17 protein-coding genes and 1 tRNA gene are annotated in these 17,624 nt (G+C 67.2%); 10 read left to right on the forward strand and 8 right to left on the reverse strand.

What is annotated here, in order from left to right:
- The first annotated feature begins 17 nt into the window (after positions 1-17).
- Complete coding sequence (locus RXV95_RS03795) at positions 18-686, forward strand: TIGR02281 family clan AA aspartic protease (RefSeq protein WP_338467689.1); 669 nt, start codon at positions 18-20, stop codon at positions 684-686.
- A gap of 38 nt (positions 687-724) precedes the next feature.
- On the opposite strand, the gene RXV95_RS03800 is transcribed toward RXV95_RS03795, so the two are convergent.
- From RXV95_RS03800 to RXV95_RS03810, 3 genes are all read right to left on the reverse strand, one after another.
- Complete coding sequence (locus RXV95_RS03800; RefSeq protein WP_338467690.1) at positions 725-1,072, reverse strand: OB-fold-containig protein; 348 nt, start codon at positions 1,070-1,072, stop codon at positions 725-727.
- Positions 1,073-1,160: 88 nt separating this feature from the next.
- Positions 1,161-2,414 (reverse strand): DUF418 domain-containing protein, encoded by a 1,254-nt coding sequence (locus tag RXV95_RS03805; RefSeq protein WP_338467691.1) that lies wholly within the window; start codon positions 2,412-2,414, stop codon positions 1,161-1,163.
- Positions 2,398-3,579, reverse strand: a complete 1,182-nt coding sequence (locus tag RXV95_RS03810; RefSeq protein WP_338467692.1) for an SPOR domain-containing protein — start codon at positions 3,577-3,579, stop codon at positions 2,398-2,400. The genes RXV95_RS03805 and RXV95_RS03810 overlap by 17 nt, the downstream gene beginning before the upstream one ends.
- A 261-nt stretch (positions 3,580-3,840) precedes the next feature.
- Here RXV95_RS03810 and RXV95_RS03815 point away from each other — a divergent pair, with 261 nt between their 5' ends.
- From RXV95_RS03815 to RXV95_RS03825, 3 genes are read left to right on the forward strand one after another with little or no spacing between them, the layout of a single operon-like run.
- Complete coding sequence (locus RXV95_RS03815) at positions 3,841-4,560, forward strand: ParA family protein (RefSeq protein ID WP_338467693.1); 720 nt, start codon at positions 3,841-3,843, stop codon at positions 4,558-4,560.
- Between the two features lie 3 nt (positions 4,561-4,563).
- Positions 4,564-5,175, forward strand: coding sequence for a hypothetical protein (locus tag RXV95_RS03820; protein ID WP_338467694.1), 612 nt, complete (start codon positions 4,564-4,566; stop codon positions 5,173-5,175).
- Between the two features lie 26 nt (positions 5,176-5,201).
- Entirely contained in the window at positions 5,202-6,569 is a 1,368-nt protein-coding gene (locus RXV95_RS03825; protein WP_338467695.1) for a tetratricopeptide repeat protein, read from the forward strand.
- A 28-nt stretch (positions 6,570-6,597) separates the two neighbouring features.
- On the opposite strand, the gene RXV95_RS03830 is transcribed toward RXV95_RS03825, so the two are convergent.
- The 3 genes from RXV95_RS03830 to RXV95_RS03840 all read right to left on the reverse strand — a co-directional run bounded on the left by RXV95_RS03830 (position 6,598) and on the right by RXV95_RS03840 (position 9,464).
- The gene (locus RXV95_RS03830; RefSeq protein ID WP_338467696.1) at positions 6,598-7,137 is read right to left on the reverse strand and encodes a hypothetical protein; all 540 of its coding nucleotides are present in this window, start codon (positions 7,135-7,137) and stop codon (positions 6,598-6,600) included.
- Between the two features lie 66 nt (positions 7,138-7,203).
- Positions 7,204-8,439 (reverse strand): dihydroorotase, encoded by a 1,236-nt coding sequence (locus RXV95_RS03835; RefSeq protein ID WP_338467697.1) that lies wholly within the window; start codon positions 8,437-8,439, stop codon positions 7,204-7,206.
- The gene (locus RXV95_RS03840) at positions 8,436-9,464 is read right to left on the reverse strand and encodes an aspartate carbamoyltransferase catalytic subunit (protein ID WP_338467698.1); all 1,029 of its coding nucleotides are present in this window, start codon (positions 9,462-9,464) and stop codon (positions 8,436-8,438) included. Before RXV95_RS03840 ends, RXV95_RS03835 begins: the two co-directional genes overlap by 4 nt.
- Positions 9,465-9,550: 86 nt before the next feature.
- Here RXV95_RS03840 and sppA point away from each other — a divergent pair, with 86 nt between their 5' ends.
- Positions 9,551-11,443, forward strand: a complete 1,893-nt coding sequence (gene sppA / locus RXV95_RS03845; RefSeq protein WP_338467699.1) for a signal peptide peptidase SppA — start codon at positions 9,551-9,553, stop codon at positions 11,441-11,443.
- Between the two features lie 29 nt (positions 11,444-11,472).
- Here sppA and RXV95_RS03850 read toward each other — a convergent pair whose 3' ends face one another.
- The gene (locus RXV95_RS03850) at positions 11,473-11,649 is read right to left on the reverse strand and encodes a hypothetical protein (RefSeq protein WP_338467700.1); all 177 of its coding nucleotides are present in this window, start codon (positions 11,647-11,649) and stop codon (positions 11,473-11,475) included.
- Between the two features lie 138 nt (positions 11,650-11,787).
- Between RXV95_RS03850 and RXV95_RS03855 the strand changes: the two genes are divergently transcribed.
- From RXV95_RS03855 to RXV95_RS03870, 4 genes are all read left to right on the forward strand, one after another.
- A tRNA-Leu gene (locus tag RXV95_RS03855) sits at positions 11,788-11,872 on the forward strand.
- Positions 11,873-11,931: 59 nt separating this feature from the next.
- Entirely contained in the window at positions 11,932-13,575 is a 1,644-nt protein-coding gene (gene tig, locus RXV95_RS03860; RefSeq protein ID WP_338467701.1) for a trigger factor, read from the forward strand.
- 245 nt (positions 13,576-13,820) lie between these two features.
- A complete protein-coding gene (locus RXV95_RS03865) occupies positions 13,821-14,447 on the forward strand; it encodes a CHAP domain-containing protein (protein ID WP_338467702.1) in 627 nt (208 codons plus the stop codon).
- A gap of 97 nt (positions 14,448-14,544) precedes the next feature.
- Positions 14,545-15,132 (forward strand): hypothetical protein, encoded by a 588-nt coding sequence (locus tag RXV95_RS03870; protein ID WP_338467703.1) that lies wholly within the window; start codon positions 14,545-14,547, stop codon positions 15,130-15,132.
- A gap of 47 nt (positions 15,133-15,179) precedes the next feature.
- Here RXV95_RS03870 and RXV95_RS03875 read toward each other — a convergent pair whose 3' ends face one another.
- Positions 15,180-16,661 carry an amidase gene (locus RXV95_RS03875; RefSeq protein WP_338467704.1) on the reverse strand — a complete coding sequence of 494 codons (1,482 nt, stop codon included), beginning with the start codon at positions 16,659-16,661 and terminating at the stop codon, positions 15,180-15,182.
- A gap of 172 nt (positions 16,662-16,833) precedes the next feature.
- Between RXV95_RS03875 and clpP the strand changes: the two genes are divergently transcribed.
- Complete coding sequence (gene clpP, locus RXV95_RS03880) at positions 16,834-17,529, forward strand: ATP-dependent Clp endopeptidase proteolytic subunit ClpP (RefSeq protein ID WP_338467705.1); 696 nt, start codon at positions 16,834-16,836, stop codon at positions 17,527-17,529.
- Positions 17,530-17,624 lie beyond the last annotated feature (95 nt).

The raw sequence follows: 17,624 nt of genomic DNA on the forward strand, positions 1-17,624 counted from the left end.
GTTACATCGTCTCTTCGATGGATCGAGTCCACGCCATTCTTGCCGGGGCCGCGCGGCTTGCCGCACAGGTGCCACCGCTGTTCCTGGTGGCTGTCGCGGCCGTGCTGGTTGCTCTGCTGGGCTCGGCCCTGTCGCGCCGCCTGCCGTGGTCCGGCGGGTTCCTGCGGCTTGTCGGCAACCTTGCGCTCGTGGCCGTGCTGGCGGTGACCGCGCTGCGTTTCATCCACCTCGACCCCGCATTCGACGGGGTGCTGCCCTCGCTCGGCTTCAAGTCGCAAGAGGTGGTGGGAGACGAAACGCGCGTGCCGCTGTCGCCGGACGGGCATTACTGGCTGGAAGGATCGGTAAACGGCACCGCGCAGCGTTTCATGGTCGATACCGGTGCAACCTTGACGGTGCTTTCCGAACAGGCGGCGGCGGACGCCGGGGTGGGGCCGGACCCGTTGCGTCTGCCGGTGACGGTGCGCACCGCCGGCGGATCGGTAAGGGCGCGGCTGGCGCGGATAGAGGAACTGCATGCCGGATCGGTAGAGGCGCACGGGCTGGATGCGATCGTCACCGGCGGAACGGGCGGGCTGAACGTGCTGGGAATGAACTTCCTGGGCCGGCTGAAATCGTGGCGGGTGGAAGACGGGGTGCTGGTGCTGACGCCCATCCCCGTTGCCGCGGCCAGCGGAACGCCCTGAGCGATCGTGTCTCGACGCGCGCGCGCCCGAAATGCGCTCTAGTCGCGAACGAGCGGGCTTTCGCCCATCGCATAGAACAGGGCGCCGTCGAAATGGACCAGAAGGACCGCGTCGCCTTCCTCCAGGTTTTCTTCGTCGACGTGCGGTTCCACCATTACGTCGTGCATGTGGCCGAACCGGTCCGTCACCGCCGCGCCGGCGGGGGCGCCGCGCCGCGCGGTGCCGGATGTTATCGCGGCGCGCCTGCCCACCAGCGCTTCTGCCGGCTCCGGCCCGTGCCGCCCGCGCGACCGGACCCTGCGCGCGATAAATGCAACCGCGAGCGCGGCGATCACCGCCAGTGCGATTGCAAGAGGCGCCCGGTAGTGGATGATAACGTCATTCATGGCTTGCGATCGCAGTTTTGCCGGTCCGGCCGGGACGTGTCGAGCAAAACCGCCGTTCGGTGCGCGGCGATTGCTGCCGGTATCCCCGTCATCGCGCGGCGCCCCACCATGTCAGTCGCCGCCACAGGCCTTCCAGCGGCCCCTGGCCGAAGCGGGCGAGCCACCATTGCGGCCAGGCGAGCATCGCCGCCCAGCCCAGCAGGACGAAAGCGGGAAGCCACACGCGCGGCAGGCTTTCGCCAAGGCCCAGCCCCCAGCCGGAAAATATCGCGCCCATCAGTGCGCTTGTGCCGATGTAATTGCTGAAGGCGCACCGCCCCGCCGCACCGAGTGCCCTCCCGGCCGCGCGCGCCGCCAGCCAGGGCCACGAAAGCAGGAACGCGCTGGCATAACCCAGCGCCATCGCCAGGTGCGGAAGGGTCAGCCAGTCGTCTATTGCCGCGAACATGCCGCGCGGCGGGAATCCGTTGGCGGAAAGCCACCACCAGCATAGCAGCGTGGCCCCGCCGCCCGCGCCGATCCCGGTTGCCGCCGCCATCCGCAGCGCGCGCGCGCTCCACCCACCGGTGAAAAAGCCCGAGCGGTAAAGCGCCATGCCCAGCAGCATCAGCGGCAGCGTTTCGGTAAGCGTGAACAGCGCGGTGCGCACCGGCAGCCAGGGATCGGTTTCGATCCGCAGCGTCACCGCCTGCGCGAAGCCGGCCTTCAGTATCCGCCGGTCGGACGCGGCGCTTTCATCGAAGCGGGCCTGCATCTCTGCCTCGGCCTTCAGCGCCTCGCCGGTGCCGTGGCCGTGCATGACCGCGATCTCGTCCGCAAGGCCGGGCGCCTGCATCGCGCTGTCCAGCGCGGACGATCCGGCCATGATCAGCAGCGCCGCCGCCACAAGGCCGCTGACCGGCAGGCGCCGCGCCAGAAGTGCCAGCGCGCCGCACACCGCATAGGGGAACAGGATGTCTCCCCACCACAGCAACAGAAAGTGCAGGTATCCGAAGACGGCCAGCCACAGCAGGCGGCGCGCCTGCATGATATCGCCGTCCGCGCCGCGCCGTTCGGCCGCTTGCATGAACAGCACCATGCTGGCCCCGAACAACAGCGAAAACAGCGCGCGCATTTTCCCTTCGAACACCACGAAGGCGATGGCGAACCACGGCAGCGCCTGCGGATCGGGTGCGGGAAGGTGCGGCGAATAGGCGGCGATGGCCGGTCCCCAGAACCCGGTGACGTTGATCGCAAGGATGCCGAGGACGGCCAGCCCCCTGAGGCCGTCTATCGCGGCAATGCGCCCGGAACGGCCTTCGGGCGCGGACACGCGCTGGCCCGGATCAGCGCTTGATCGCAAGGCAGGCGAGACCCGCCGCCTTCAACCTGCCGCAGGCGCGCGCCGCTTCCGCCTCGCTGGCGAAGCCGCCCGCCTGAAGGCGCGTGATCCTGCCTGCCGGAACGTCGAACCGTGAAAGGCCCGCCATTTCCGCACGGCCGCTTACCTCGCGCCAAAGCGCGTCGGCATTGCCCGCGTTGCCGAATGCGCCAAGCTGGATGCGCCACGGACCGTCCCTGTCGGGGCGGCTCGCGGGTCGGGCTGGCTGGGCCGACTGGGCCGGCTGGGCCTTCGGCTCTGTCATGTGCGCGGGTGCCGCGTGCGGCGGGGCGGCGCCCTTGTGCACGCGAATCGCGTCCGCGGTGCGAAATTCGCGCGAAGGCAGTGTAACCGGATCGGCATAGTCGGCACCCGCCGTCAGCGCGGTGCGAGCCGTTTCGCCGTTCGCCGTTCCGGCAGCCGACGGCGGAACCGCGACTTTCGCGATGCGGCTTGGCGGCGGCGTGGCGCGAAGGGGCGCGGCATCGGAAGCGGATGCGTCCTCCACCGGCGCGGGGCGCGCGGTGCCCAGGTCGGCGGCGGCGAGCTGCGTCTCGCGCGCTTCGCGGGCCTGCTGGTCAAGCCTGGCCGCCAGCGCGATGCCCTGCTGGCGCTGTTCGATTGGGATGATCGTGTCCATCCGGTGCAGGCTGTTCACTGCTTGCGGCAGGCCGGACCCGGCCGCGCGCGTCATCAGCGCATAGGCGCGCACCCAGTCCTTGCTTGCAAGGTCGCCGTTGAAGTGCGCGATGCCCATCACGTATTGCGCGCGCGGTTCGCCCCGGCTGGCGGCGGCCTTTATCCAGGGCATCGCCTGTTCGCGCCGACCCCGTTCGAACAGCAGCAGGCCATAGGAATCGGCCGCGCGCATATGCCCCTGCTGCGCGGCCTTGCGATAAAGCGCTTCGGCCCGGTCCATGTCCTGCGGAACGCCGCGCCCCAGTTTATAAGCCTGGGCAAGGTTGAACTGGGCATCGGCATCGCCCGTGGCCGCCGGGCCTTGCCATTGCGCGACGGCACCCTTGTAGTCGCCGCGCGTCCAGTCATCGACTCCGTCCTTGATCGAAGCGGAAGCCGGCACCGCGACGGCGGCCGCAAGCGCAAGCGCCGTCAATCGCAAGCCGATGGATCGCGCGGTTGCCGTCATTGTGTCTGTCCCTTCGCTTCGCAAGCGGTTCTTGCCGGTCCTGGTTAACCTGCCGCCGCGACGATCCCGTCTCCGCGTGCGGGAAACCGGAAGCTGCCATAGTCAACATGGCGTTAGCAAAGGCTTTATGGGCGCGCGAATAGTCACGCGAAACCATCCGGAACGGCCGCGAATGTCCGGAAGCCGTCACGCGCGTTAACCGAAAATTTAGTCTGTTCTGCGATCCCCGCTTCGAATGGCACAGCCACAAGGGGGAATACTTTGCGCGTTCTGGCATTGGCATCGCAGAAAGGCGGATCCGGCAAGACGACCTTGTCCGGACACCTCGCCGTCCAGGCGCAGCGCGCCGGGGCGGGGCCGGTCGTTCTGATCGACATCGACCCGCAGGGCTCGCTCGCCGACTGGTGGAACGAGCGCGAGGCGGAATATCCCGCGTTTGCGCAGACCACGGTCGCGCGGCTTGCGTCGGACCTGCAGGTTCTGCGCCAGCAAGGCTTCAAGCTGGCGGTCATCGATACGCCGCCGGCGATCACGATGGCGATCCAGTCGGTCGTCGCCGTGGCGGAACTGATCGTGGTTCCCACGCGGCCCAGCCCGCACGACCTGCGCGCCGTCGGCGCGACGGTCGACTTGTGCGAGCGCGCGGGCAAGCCGCTTATCTTCGTGGTCAACGCCGCCACCCCCAAGGCGCGGATCACGTCGGAAGCGGCTGTGGCCCTGTCGCAGCACGGCACCGTGGCGCCGATCACGCTTCACCACCGCACCGATTTCGCCGCGTCGATGATCGACGGCCGCACGGTGATGGAAATCGATCCGGAAGGCCGGTCTTCGCAGGAAGTGACCGCGCTTTGGAACTATATTTCCGAACGGCTTGAAAAGAACTTCCGCCGCACGGTGTTCTCCGCGCCCAACGCCATGGTCGCGAACCAGGGCGCTGCCCGCCAGGCAAGCGGCTTCGGCCGCCGGGTTGCGGGGTCCTGATCCATGCCCATCGTGGAAGAAATCAAGTCTGTCGCTTCGCTGTCCTCCGGGCTTCTGGCCCGCAAGGGCACGGCACGGCCGGCCATGCGCCGGCAGGTGACCGGCGCGCAGGGCGAAGGCCCGGTATTCGTCGCCGTCGATTCGTCGGCTGAAGGCGCGGCGAACGCCAACCAGCACGACGATACCGACGATCTTGCCGCCGCGCAGTCCGAACTGGGCTGGGACGATCACGGCTTCGACGAAGACGAGGATCTGGCGGTCGACGGTTCGGCCGGGGTTCCCGAAGTGCTGCGCCAGCGAGACGATCTTGCCGAAAGCCTGGGGGCGGAAGGTTTCGATCCCACCAGCGGCGGCGATCCGGACCACGAACAGTCTTCATGCATCGCGCTGACGCCGATGGAAGCGCCGGTCAAGCGCCGGCCCAACGCCGATTTTTCGGGTGGCCGCCGCGCCGCCTTCACCTTGCGGGTCGATCATGAGCGCCACTTGCGCCTTCGGCTTGCCTGCGCGCTCCAGAACCGCAGCGCGCAACAGGTCGTCACCGAAGCGCTCGACCGGCTTCTGGACGAGATGCCCGAGCTTGACGAGCTTGCCCGCCGCGCGCGGCGGCACTGAACGGATTACTGGAGGGACACGGGATCATGGCTAGCACCGCGAAGCACAGCATGGAGGCAAGGCTGGTAAGGGCGGGCGTCACCACCGCGCTGGCCGCCGGCCTCCTGACCGGTTGCACCGTCGCCAATGGCGGGCATCCTTCGAAATATGCCGATCGCGCGCAGTCCGCGCTGCAAAAGGGCGACGCCGACAAGGCGGTGAACCTTGCAGAGCAGGCGGTGCAGGCCGATCCGCGCAATGCCGCCTATCGCACCACGCTGGGCGACGCCTATCTGCGCGCCGGCCGCTTCGCGTCGGCACGCCAGGCCTATGACGAGGCGATGCAGCTGGGCGACGACAAGGGCCGCACCGCGCTCAGCCTTGCGCTGGCCGACATCGCGCAGGGCAATGGCCGCCATGCGATGGACACGCTTGCCGCCTATCGCGATTCGATTCCCGCCAGCGACTATGGACTGGCCGTGGCGCTTGCCGGCCAGCCGAAGCAGGGCGTGGCGGTTCTGGCCAACCTGCTGCGCAGCGGTGAGAACACCACCAAGGTGCGCCAGAACCTTGCCTATGCCTATGCGCTGGACGGCCAGTGGGCGCAGGCCCGCATCATGGCCGCGCAAGACGTGCCCGCGAACGAGATCGACGGACGCATCACCGAATGGGCGCTGAACGGCAAGCCGGAAGACGTGAACAAGCGCGTCGCCATGCTGCTGAAAGTGCCCGTGGTGGCAGACAGCGGCGAACCGCAGGCGCTTGCGCTCGCCAATTTCCCGTCGACCCAGCAACTGGCCGACGAGGCCGCAGGCCGACAGGCCGCGCCCGCGCTTGCCGCGGCGGCGAAGAAGGAACTGCCGGCCGTCGCATTCGGCCAGAATACTGCGCCGCAGCCGGCCGTTGCCGTTGCGGATTCGTCGACACCGGATGCCGGTGCCGGCGCGGAGCCGACCGCTCCCGCCGCGCTGGCGCAGATCGACATGCCGCAGTCCGAAACCGCGAGCGCCGGCGAATCGGCGCCCGAACGGTTCGTTTCAAGGCCGGTCGTGCAGCACGTTTCCGCGCATCGCGCCGCCGCTTCGGCCACCCCGGCCACGCATCTGGCGATGGCCGACGGCACGCACCTGGTGCAGCTTGGCGCGTTTTCCTCTGCCGAAGGCGCGGACCGCGCGTGGACGCACTTCACCCGCCGCAATCCGGCGCTGAAGCGTTATCAGCGCGTGACGACGCACGTCGTCGTCAACGGTCACGATTTCTGGCGCGTGATGGTGGCCGGGCTGAATGGTTATGGTTCGGCCAGCTCGCTGTGCAGCACCGTCAAGTCGCACGGCGGCGCCTGTTTCGTGCGGCTCGATACCGACAAGGTGAACCCGGGCCGCGCCCACGCCGAAACGCGGATGGCGCGCAACTGAAGGTTGCCGGTGGTCCGCGTCTCGCGAATCAGTTGACGATTGCTTCCAGCCGATAGACGGCGCGGTCTTCGCGCTGCGCCGCGTCGTGCATCAGGTAAACGCGGATGCGATAGTCGCCGCTCTGCCCGGCTACGCCTTCGAACTGGTTGCCGTCATCGGCGCCGTCGAATGTCGCCGTTTGCGATTCGCCGGGTTCCATCAGCCTGAAGCGGACACCCGGATTTCCCGACGCGATGGAGACGTTCATCGCCTGTCCGGCCTTTACGGCAAGCAGGTAGTCCACGGATTCGCGGCCCTTTATCGACCCCTCGATTGTCGCGCTCTGCTTGCCCGTCGCGAATGCCAGGCGTTTTTCCGGGATTTTGGCGGGCGTTTCCGCCCCGTCCGTATCGCCCGCCGTGCCGCTTGCCTTCGGGGCCGCGATTGCCGGGATCAGCGCCCTTGTCGGGGCTGCCGCAGGGGTGCCGCTGGCAGGGGTGTCCCCGTCGGTATCGGCCGATTGCCGTGGCCCGCAGGCCGCCAGCGCCGCTGCCAGCGCAAGGCTTGCGGCGATTGGATAGATGCGCATGGCGTGTGTCACTCCCTCGATTGCTCCATCCCGCCTAGCACAAAGCCGAGCAGCGGCGGGCGCGAATCAGGCGATCTGCTTGCCGCCCTTGAACAGCGCGGCGATGTGCCCCTGCACCGGGCGCCGGTCGAACGGGGTGTTGCCCGCGCTGGCTTCCATCTTGCGCGAATCGACCACCCATGGCCGGTCGGGTTCGACGATGGCGATATCCGCTTCGGCACCGGTGGCCAGCCGCCCCGCGTTCACGCCCAGCAACCGTGCGGGATTGGCCGCCAGCAGGCGGAAGGCGTGATCCATGCCGATCACCCCGTCGCGCACAAGGTTCATCGTCAGCGGCAGCAGCGTTTCCGCGCCCGCCATTCCCGCTTCGGCATCCGCAAAGGGCAGGCGCTTGTCTTCCGGCCCGCGCGGATCGTGCCCGCTGGCGATCACGTCAATCGTGCCGTCCGCGATGGCGGCGATCACCGCCTTGCGATCCGCATCGCAGCGCAGCGGCGGCGAAAGTCGGGCGAAGGTGCGGAAATCGGCCAGCTCGAGGTCCGAAAGCATGAAGTGTGCGGGCGTGACCCCGGCGGTGACGGGCAGCCCCTTGTCCTTCGCCGCGCGCACAAGGTCGAGCGCGCGCGCCGTCGTCACTTGCCGGATATGGAGCCGCGCGCCCGACAGTTCGGCCAGCGCGATGTCGCGCGCGACGGCCAGCGCCTCGGCCTCGGCAGGCGCGCTGGGCAGGCCCAGCCGCGTTGCCATGTCCCCCGCGGTGGCGACCGCGCTGCCGGTTATTCCCGCGTCTTCCGCGTGGCTGACCACGACGAGGCCCAGCATCGCGCAATAGCTCATCAGCCGCAGCATCACGCCCGAATCGCCGATCCAGTGCCGCCCGGTGGCGACGGCGCGCGCGCCCGCTTCGCGCATCAGCGCGATTTCCGCCAGTTCCGCGCCTTCCAGCCCGCGCGTGGCGGCGGCAAGCGGGTGAACCCACATGTCCGGCTTGCCCCACTGCGTGGCAAAGCGAACGCGCGCCGGATGGTCCAGCGGGGGTGACTGGTCGGGCATCAGCGCGGCGCGCGTGATGCCGCCGAAATGGAACGCGGGCCTGTCCACTTCGAAAACGCCCAGGTCGACAAGACCCGGCGCCACCAGCGCGCCTTTCGCGTCGATCACGGTATCGCCGGCCTGCGGCGCAATGTCGCGGCCCAGCGCGACGATGACGCCGCCTTCGCAGCGCAGCGCGCCCGCCTGCGGCTCTCCGCTTTCCAGCACCAGCTTGCCGCCGGTCACGCACAGGGGGGCGGCGATGCTCATGCCCAGTGTCCTTCCGGCTCCGCCCATCCCGGCACCTGGCGCGATCGGCGGGTCAACACGTCGAGGCAGGCCATGCGGATCGCCACGCCGCGCTCCACCTGCTGCGTGATCAGGCTGCGTTCGGGCAGGTCGGCCACCTGGCTGTCAATCTCCACGCCGCGGTTCATCGGCCCGGGATGCATTATCAGCGCATCGCCTTCGGCCTTCGCCAGCCGGTCCAGCGTCAGTCCGTAGAGATAGCGGTATTCGCGCGGGGAGGGGATGAACTGCCCGCTCATCCGTTCCATCTGGAGGCGCAGCATCATCACCACGTTCGCGCCATCCAGCGCGGCGTCGAAATCGTGGAACACCTCTACGCCCATCGCTTCCACTTCGGCGGGCATCAGCGCGGGCGGCGCGCACAGGCGCACCTCTGCGCCCAGCGCGGTAAGGCACAGGATGTTCGACCGGGCGACGCGGCTGTGCAGGATATCGCCGCAGATGGTGACTTTCAGCCCGTTGAGGTCGCTGCCCGGTTCCAGCCCCAGCGCGTGGCGGATGGTCAGCGAATCGAGCAGCGCCTGCGTCGGGTGCTCGTGGCTTCCGTCGCCCGCGTTGAGCACGGGGCAATCGACCTTGTCGGCAATCAGCCGCACAGCGCCCGAACTGGCATGGCGGATCACGATCCCGTCCGCGCGCATGGCGTTCAGCGTCATCGCCGTGTCGATCAGCGTTTCGCCCTTCTTCACGCTCGATTGCGCGGCGTGCATGTTGACGACATCGGCGCCCAGCCGCTTGCCCGCGATCTCGAACGAAAGCAGCGTGCGGGTGGAGTTTTCGAAGAACGCGTTGATGATCGTCATCCCCGAAAGGATATCGACGCGCTTCTGCGAATGGCGGTTCAGTTCCACCCACTGTTCCGCTTCGTCCAGCAGGAACAGGATCTCGTGCCGGGCAAGCTGGGCAATGCCCGTCAGGTCGCGGTGCGGGAACGCAAGGCCGCCTTTGGGATAGCGGTCGGCGGCGGGGGTGGTCGATGGCGGCATCGAAGAAAAGTCCCTAGTCCGCGCTTGCACCGTTCTCAAGCCGTTTCGGCTGGAACTTGTGGACATGCGCCACTAAGTCTGGCGCCATGAAATTCGCCCGCTTCGTCTGGAAGACGCTCGTCGCCATAAAGGACGGGCTCGTCCTTCTGTTCATGTTGCTGTTCTTCTGGGGGCTTTACGCGGTCCTCACCATGCGGCCCAGCGCCGGGACGGTGCGCGACGGCGCGCTTTACCTGCCGATCGACGGGCCGGTGGTGGAAGAAAAGGCGGAAATCGATCCGCTCTCGCTGATTACCAGCCGGGGACAGGTGCCGCACGAATTCGCGACGCGCGACCTTGTGCGTGCGATTTCCGATGCCGCCACCGACAGCCGGATCAAGGCGGTGGTGATCGATCTCGACAAGTTCGGCGGCGCGCGGCAGGTGGCGATAGAGGATATCGGCGCCGCGCTGGACAAGGTTCGTGCCGCGAAAAAGCCGGTGCTGGTCTATGCCACGCTCTATGGCGACGGTTCGGCCCTGCTGGCCGCCCACGCCAGCGAAGCCTGGGTCGATCCCATGGGCGGGGTTTCGCTGTCCGGGCCGGGCGGCACTCAGCTTTATTACAAGGGGCTGATCGACAAGCTGAAGGTCAACGCGCACGTGTTTCGCGTGGGCACGTACAAGAGCGCGGTCGAACCCTATATGCGCAACGATGCCTCGCCCGCCGCGAAGGAAGAGCTGAACGCGGTCTATGGCGCGCTGTGGCAGAACTGGCAGGACGATTATCGCAAGGCGCGGCCCAAGGCGGATCTCGAAACGCCGGTGAAGCAGCCGGTGCAGTGGGTGGAAGCCTCTGGCGGCAACGCGGCGCAGGCGGCGCTCAAATCCGGCCTTGTCGACCGCATCGGCGACCGCGTGGCCTTTGGCGAGCGCGTGGCGAAAATCGCCGGGCATGAGCCGGGAAGCGGCCTTGGCGAATTCCGCTCGACCTCGCTCGATACCTATCTCGCCAACAACCCGCCGTCCAGGGCGGGCAAGGCCATCGCGGTTGTCACCGTGGCGGGCGAGATCGTGGATGGCGATGCCGGGCCGGGAACCGCCGGAGGGGACCGCATCGCGCAACTGATCGACGATGCGAACGCCAGCGGCGATTATTCCGCGCTGGTGGTGCGGGTCGATTCGCCGGGCGGATCGGTGATGGCGTCCGAAAAGATTCGCGCGGCCATCGCGCGGATGCGCAACAAGGGCGTGCCGGTGGTCGTTTCGATGGGCAGCCTTGCGGCCAGCGGCGGATATTGGGTGACGACGGCGGCGAAGACGGTGTTTGCCGAACCTTCCACGATCACCGGGTCGATCGGCGTGTTCGGGGTTGTCCCCACGTTCGAGAACGCCTTGCCGCAGATCGGCGTCCATGCCGACGGCGTTCGCACGACACCGCTTTCGGGCCAGCCCGATATCTTCGGCGGACTGAACCCGCAGACCGAAGCGATCATCCAGGGCCAGATAGACGAGATCTATTCCCGCTTCATCGGCCTTGTGGCCAAGGCGCGGCACAAGACGGCCGGCGAGGTCGACAAGATCGGCCAGGGGCGCGTGTGGGACGGCGGAACCGCGCGCCAGATCGGCCTGGTGGATCGCTTCGGCAACATGCACGACGCGCTGGCCTTCGCGGCGCAGGCAGCCGGGGTTCGCGACGGGAAGTGGCACGCGGTCTATCTCGGCAGCGGCGAAAATACCGTGCAGTCGCTGCTCGAACAGATGATGGGCAGCACCGGAAGCGACGAGACCGCGGCAAGCGATCTCGTCTCGCTATCGGCAAGGCGGCAGGTCCAGCTGGGCGCGCGCTTGCGCCATGACCTGGGCTTCCTGATGTCGGGCGCGGGGGCGCAGGCCTATTGCCTGGAATGCGCGGCGATCGGCCCGGCACCCCGCGGCGGGGGTGACGATGCCGGCGATCGCGGCTGGCTGGCAATGCTGCTGGCGAAGCTGGCGAGTTAGAGAATCGGTCTCGCCAGGGCCGCCGCGCGTTATTCGCCGGGGATTTCCGCAGGCCCGGTATCCGGCTCGTCGATATCGGGCGAGGGCGGGGTGATCTCGTCGGGTAGGCCGCCAGGGGTTTCGGCGGGCGTCGGGCTGGGCGGCGCTTCGGGCGGTGACTGCGGGTTTATGCGGTCGGGCCGCGGTGCGCCGGGTGTGGTGGCCATTGTTGGCAACTCCGTGAAAAGGTCGCAATTGAATGTCCCGGCGCGGGACCGGGTCCGGCACGGTAAAGGTATCATAGCCAAGTTGCTTGCCCTTTTCGAGGCGCTGCGATAGGGGCACCGCCTGCTTTTCGCCGGATCGCGGGCGTGGCGGAACTGGTAGACGCGCTGGATTTAGGTTCCAGTATCGCAAGATGTGGGGGTTCGAGTCCCTTCGCCCGCACCAGCCGCCGCCTCGGCCCAGCCCCCAGGATGTAAAGAATCGTACGAGAAAGTTGATACCAGATGCAGATCGTCGAGACCACCAACGAGGGCCTGAAGCGCGCCTATACCGTCACCATTCCCGCCAAGGAGATTGCGGGCCGCATCGAAAGCGAGGTGAAGAAGATCGCCCCGCAGGTGCGCATGCCCGGTTTCCGTCCCGGCAAGGTGCCCGCCAACCTCGTGAAGAAGATGCACGGCGCGGCGCTCCACCAGGACGCGCTGAACGCCACGATCCGTGAAGCGATGGACAAGCTCGTCGCCGATAACCAGCTGCGCCCGGCCACCCAGCCGGACATCTCGCTGGGCGAAGGCTATGAGGAAGGCAAGGACGCCGAACTCGCCGTGGCGCTTGAAGTGCTGCCCGAAGTCGAGGCGCCCACGCTTGACGGCCTGAAGCTCGAAAAGCTGACCGTGCCCGTCAGCGACGACGAGGTGATGGAAGCCGTGGGGCGCATCGCCGAAGGCCAGAAGAAGTTCACCGACGCCAAGAAAGGCGCCAAGGCGAAGGACGGCGATCAGCTGATCATCGATTTCGTCGGCAAGCTTGGCGACGAGACGTTCGAAGGCGGCTCTGCGGAAGACCAGCCGCTGGAGATCGGATCGGGCCGCTTCATCCCCGGCTTCGAGGAACAGCTTGTCGGCGCCAAGGAAGGCGACGAGAAGACCATTACCGTGACCTTCCCCGAAGATTACCCGGCGCCCAACCTTGCCGGCAAGGAAGCCACCTTCGACGTTACCGTGAAGGCGGTGAAGAACCCCGGCGAAATGGTCATCGACGATGATTTCGCGAAGGGGCTGGGCCTGGAAGGGCTCGACCAGCTGAAAGACCTGATGCGCGGCCAGCTTGAACAGGAGACGGCCGGGCTCACCCGCACGCAGATGAAGCGCGCGCTGCTCGACCAGCTTGCCGCCGGCCACGATTTCGCGGTTCCGCCGTCGATGGTGGAAGCCGAATTCCAGCAGATCTGGCAGCAGCTGGAACAGGAAGCGCAGCAGGAGGAAGATACCGAGGCCGCGCTGAAGGAAATGGAAGGCGACAAGGAAGAGTATCGCCAGATTGCCGAGCGCCGCGTGCGCCTGGGCCTGCTGCTCTCCGAAATCGGCCAGGCCAACGGTGTCGAGGTTTCCGCGCAGGAAATGGAAATGCTGATCCGCCAGGCGGCGCAGCAATACCGCGAGGAAGATCGCCAGCGCTTTGTCGAATACGTCCAGTCCGAGCCGCTTGCCGCTGCCCAGCTGCGCGCGCCACTTTACGAGGACAAGGTTGTCGACTTCCTGTTCGACAAGGCCGAAGTGACCGAGCGCGAAGTGACGCGCGAAGAGCTTCAGGCCGCGATCGAGGCCGAAGAGACCGAGGAAAAGCCTGCCGAGAAGAAGCCGGCCGCCAAGAAGACCCCGGCCAAGAAGGCGGCCGACAAGACCGAAGACGCGCCGGCGGAAGAGGCCAAGCCCGCCGCCAAGAAGGCGCCCGCGAAGAAGGCTCCCGCCAAGACGGCGGCTGCGGCTTCCAAGCCGGCTGCGGCGAAGGCGCCCGCCAGGAAGGCTGCCGCGACCAAGGCCGCCGCCGCCAAGGACGGCGATGCGGAAGCCAAGCCCGCCGCGAAAAAGGCACCTGCCCGCAAGCCAGCCGCCAAGAAGGCGCCGGCGAAGAAGGCTGCCGAGTAAGCGGGGCTTCAGGCCTGCGTGCCCCTGAAAGGGGGCATGGCCGCGAATCGATGTGGGGCGCGCACCGCAGGCCGGGCGCGCCCCAATTCGTTTCACCGTAAATGGTTCCCGCCTTGTCCGCCGCCGTCGACGAAGCGTGTGCGGGGCGGGACGGGGTACTGCCGCTTGCTGTTTTGTCCTTCGGGGAGTCCGGCTAGGAGACCTGCCATCGGGTCAACCTTCTTCGGACGAGAGGGACGAATTCAATGGGGTCGCATACGCGCAGCGGCATAAGCCGCACGCTTTCCTGCAAACTGCGTTCCGTCATCGCGCTGCTTTCGCTTTTCACCATTGTCGGGTTCCCGGCCGCCGCGGAAGCGGGCGTGCTGCAATGCGTGCCCTATGCCCGCCGCGTTTCGGGTATCGAAATTCATGGCAACGCGCGCACGTGGTGGGGCCAGGCCGCCGGAACCTATGCGCGCGGCAACGAACCGGAAGTGGGCGCGGTGCTGGCGTTCAAGGGCACCCGCGCGATGCCTTACGGCCACGTGGCGACCGTCGCCCGCGTGATCGACGAACGGCACATCCTGCTCAACCACGCCAACTGGTCGCGCCCCGGCATGATCGAGCACGATGCGCTTGCGGTCGACGTTTCGGACGCGGGCGACTGGAGCCGGGTGCGCGTGTGGTTCGCGCCGATCGGCGATCTCGGCAGCCGTGAGAACCCGACCTTCGGCTTCATTTACGATGCCGCGCCGGGCGAAGGCCCGAAGCCGCTTGACGACGATATCCAGCTTGCCGCCGCCGAAGAAAGCGTTCCCGCGCCGGTGCTGCCGCAAACGGCCGCGATTGCCGCGGCGCCCCGCATGGTCCTTGCCTCGTCGGGCAGCTGACGTCCGGTGTTCCGCGCGCAATCGGGTCATTCGTTCCGCGCCCATTCAGGTTCGCTGTGCATTATCTGAACGTAATGCGATGCAGCGGAGACAGACGATGAAACGAGCCATCACCCTTGTTGCGCTTGCGGGCGCAAGTCTGGCCCTGTCCGGGTGCATGGGCACCGGGTATGGCGTGGGGCTTGGCTACAGCAGCGGCTACGGCGGCGGGTACTACCCGTCGGGCTATGGCTATGGCGCCTATCCCTACGACGGCTGGTATGACGGGTATTACGGTCCGATCTATGACGGCTACTGGGGCAACGACGGTTATTTCTACTACCGCTCCAGCCGCGACCAGCGCGATTACCGGCGCGGAGACAACCACCACTTCCGCCGCCAGCACGAAGGGCGGGAGCGCGGATACCACGAGATGCGCGGCACCCTGCGCTATGACAGGGACGCGCGGATGCCCAGCTTCCCCGACCGCACCCGAAGCCGCGACGACCGGACCCAATACCGGCAGGATCTTGGGGACCGGAACCAGTATCGGCAGGACCGGTCAAACCGCGAGCACTACAGGAACGACCGGTCCACGCGCGAGCAATACCGGCGCGATTCCAACGGCCGGGCGCGTGACGGGGATCGCCATGACAACCGCCGCGATCCCGACCGGAACAACCGCCGACACCGCGATCGCGACTGATCCTTCCTGACGCGGGATCGCTCGCCGGAAAGTGCTTTCGCTTCGGGTCAGGGTTCCCAGCGGCGGAACGTGGGCGCGGCGATCGTTGCAGAACGCACGCGTTCGTAAACCGCGCCCGCCTGCAGGATGTGCGCGTCGTCCCACTTCGCGCCGATGAAGCTCAACCCGATGGGCAGGCCGTGCACGTCGCCCATCGGCACGGTCAGGTGCGGATAGCCCGCCACCGCGGCCAACGTGCCAGCGCCGACGCTGGTGTAGTGTCCGCCGTTGACGAAATCGATCGGCCATGCCGGTGCCGTTGTCGGCGCGACGAGGAATGCCACCCTGTTTTCGGCCAGCAGCCGGTCGATCCCTTCCGGCCCCGCAAGCCTTTGCGCGTTTTCGCGCGCCTTTTCATAGGCGGCCTTGTCGGTCGCCTTTTCCGCCATTTCGAACAGTTCCTGCCCGAACCACGGCATTTCGGCGGCGGCGTTGGCCTTGTCGAACGCGATCAGGTCCGCAAGGCTGCGGACGGGCGGATGGCCCGGAAGGCCCGCCAGGTAGGCGTTCAGATCCTCGCGAAGTTCATAAAGCAGCACGGTGAACTCGTCGCGGTCGATCGCGTCGTTGTTCGTGTAGTCGATGTCCACCAGCACCGCGCCCGCGCGCGTCAGGTCTGCCAGCGCCTTGTCATAGACATCGTAGAGCAGCGGGTTGGCGCGGCTCTTGCGCCGGATCACGCCGATTCGCACGCCTTTCAGCGATGCGCCGTCCAGCCCGGCGGCAAAATCGGCCTTGTGCGCATCCGCGTCTTTCGTGGCCGCGTCCGCCGGATCGCTTCCGGCCATCGCGGTCAGCATCAGGGCGGCATCGCGCACGGTCGCCGCCATCGGCCCGGCGGTGTCCTGGCTGTGGCTTATCGGCACGATGTGCGTGCGGCTGACAAGGCCGACCGTGGGCTTGAACCCCACCACGCCGTTCAGCGAAGCCGGGCAGGTGATGGACCCGTCGGTTTCCGTGCCGATCGCCGCCCACGCAAAGCCCGCGGCCACCGCCGCGCCGCTTCCGGCCGACGATCCGCAGGCGGACCTGTCCGTGGCGTGCGGGTTGCGTGTCAGCCCGCCCACGCCGCTCCACCCGCTGATCGAATGGGTGGAGCGGAAGTTGGCCCATTCGGAAAGGTTGGTCTTGCCCAGGATTACCACGCCCGCCTTGCGCAGCCGCGCGATCATTGGCGCGTCGCGGCCGGTCACGTTGTTGGCCAGCGCCAGGCTGCCGGCGGTCGTCGGCATGGGATCGGCGGTTTCGATGTTGTCCTTCACCAGGATCGCCTTGCCGGCCAGCGGCCCCGCCTTTCCTTCGGCCGCCTTCGCCTGGCGCATCGCATCGGGATTGAGCGCGATGACCGCGTTGATGCGCGGCCCGTTCGCGTCCAGCGCCTCTATCCGCTTCAGATAGGCGGCTGTATCGTCGGCGGGCGTGGCGTGAGCCGCCGGCGCAACGGTGGCGGCAAGCAGCGCGGCAATGGCGCCGATTCGCGTAAATCGCATGGATGCTCCCCTGTTCTTGCCGGCAATGCTGCGTCGAAACGGGGCAGGCTGGCAAGCATTGCGTTGCACAATGCGCCGGAAGTGGCCGGGATAGTGCAGATTCCGGGTTAACGCCCTTGAACATCGCGAATGCAGGCGCGACATAGGCTGGCCAAGTTAGATGAGGAACTCCATGCTCGACCTGTTCGGCGCCAGTTCGGCCCAAGGCAAATTCACCACCGACCCAGAAACCGGCGCGCTGATTCCGGTCGTGGTCGAACAGTCGAGCCGCGGCGAGCGCAGCTTCGACATTTATTCGCGCCTGCTGCGCGAACGCATCATCTTCGTGACGGGCGAGGTGGAGGACCACATGGCTTCCGTCATCGTCGCGCAGTTGCTGTTTCTGGAAAGCGAGAATCCGTCGAAGGATATCTCGATGTACATCAACTCGCCCGGCGGCGTGGTGACGGCGGGCATGGCGATCCACGATACCATGCAATACATCCGCCCGCGCGTTTCCACCGTGTGCATCGGGCAGGCCGCTTCGATGGGCAGCTTCCTTCTCGCCGCGGGCGAGCCGGGAATGCGCATCGCGCTGCCCAACGCGCGGATCATGGTCCACCAGCCTTCGGGCGGCGCGCGCGGCATGGCATCCGATATCGAGATCCAGGCGCGCGAGATCCTGCGCATCCGCAAGCGGATGAACGACCTTTACGTGAAATACACGGGCCGCAGCCTTGACGAGATCGAAAAGGCGATGGACCGCGATACCTTCCTCGAAGCGGAGGAAGCGATGAAGTTCGGCCTTGTCGACAAGGTGTTCGAATCGCGCCCGTCCGGTGAAACCACCGGCGGGGAGGAAGGATCGGGCGGCGCGCCCGACGCGTGATAATTCAATGCGCGCGGGCGCTTAAGCCCTGCGACAGCATCCGCGCGCTAAGTGTTTTTTTGCTTTCATCGTGTCCGGTTGATTAATGCACTTGC

Origin of the sequence: Novosphingobium sp. ZN18A2 (assembly GCF_036784765.1) — a bacterium.
GTDB lineage: Bacteria > Pseudomonadota > Alphaproteobacteria > Sphingomonadales > Sphingomonadaceae > Novosphingobium.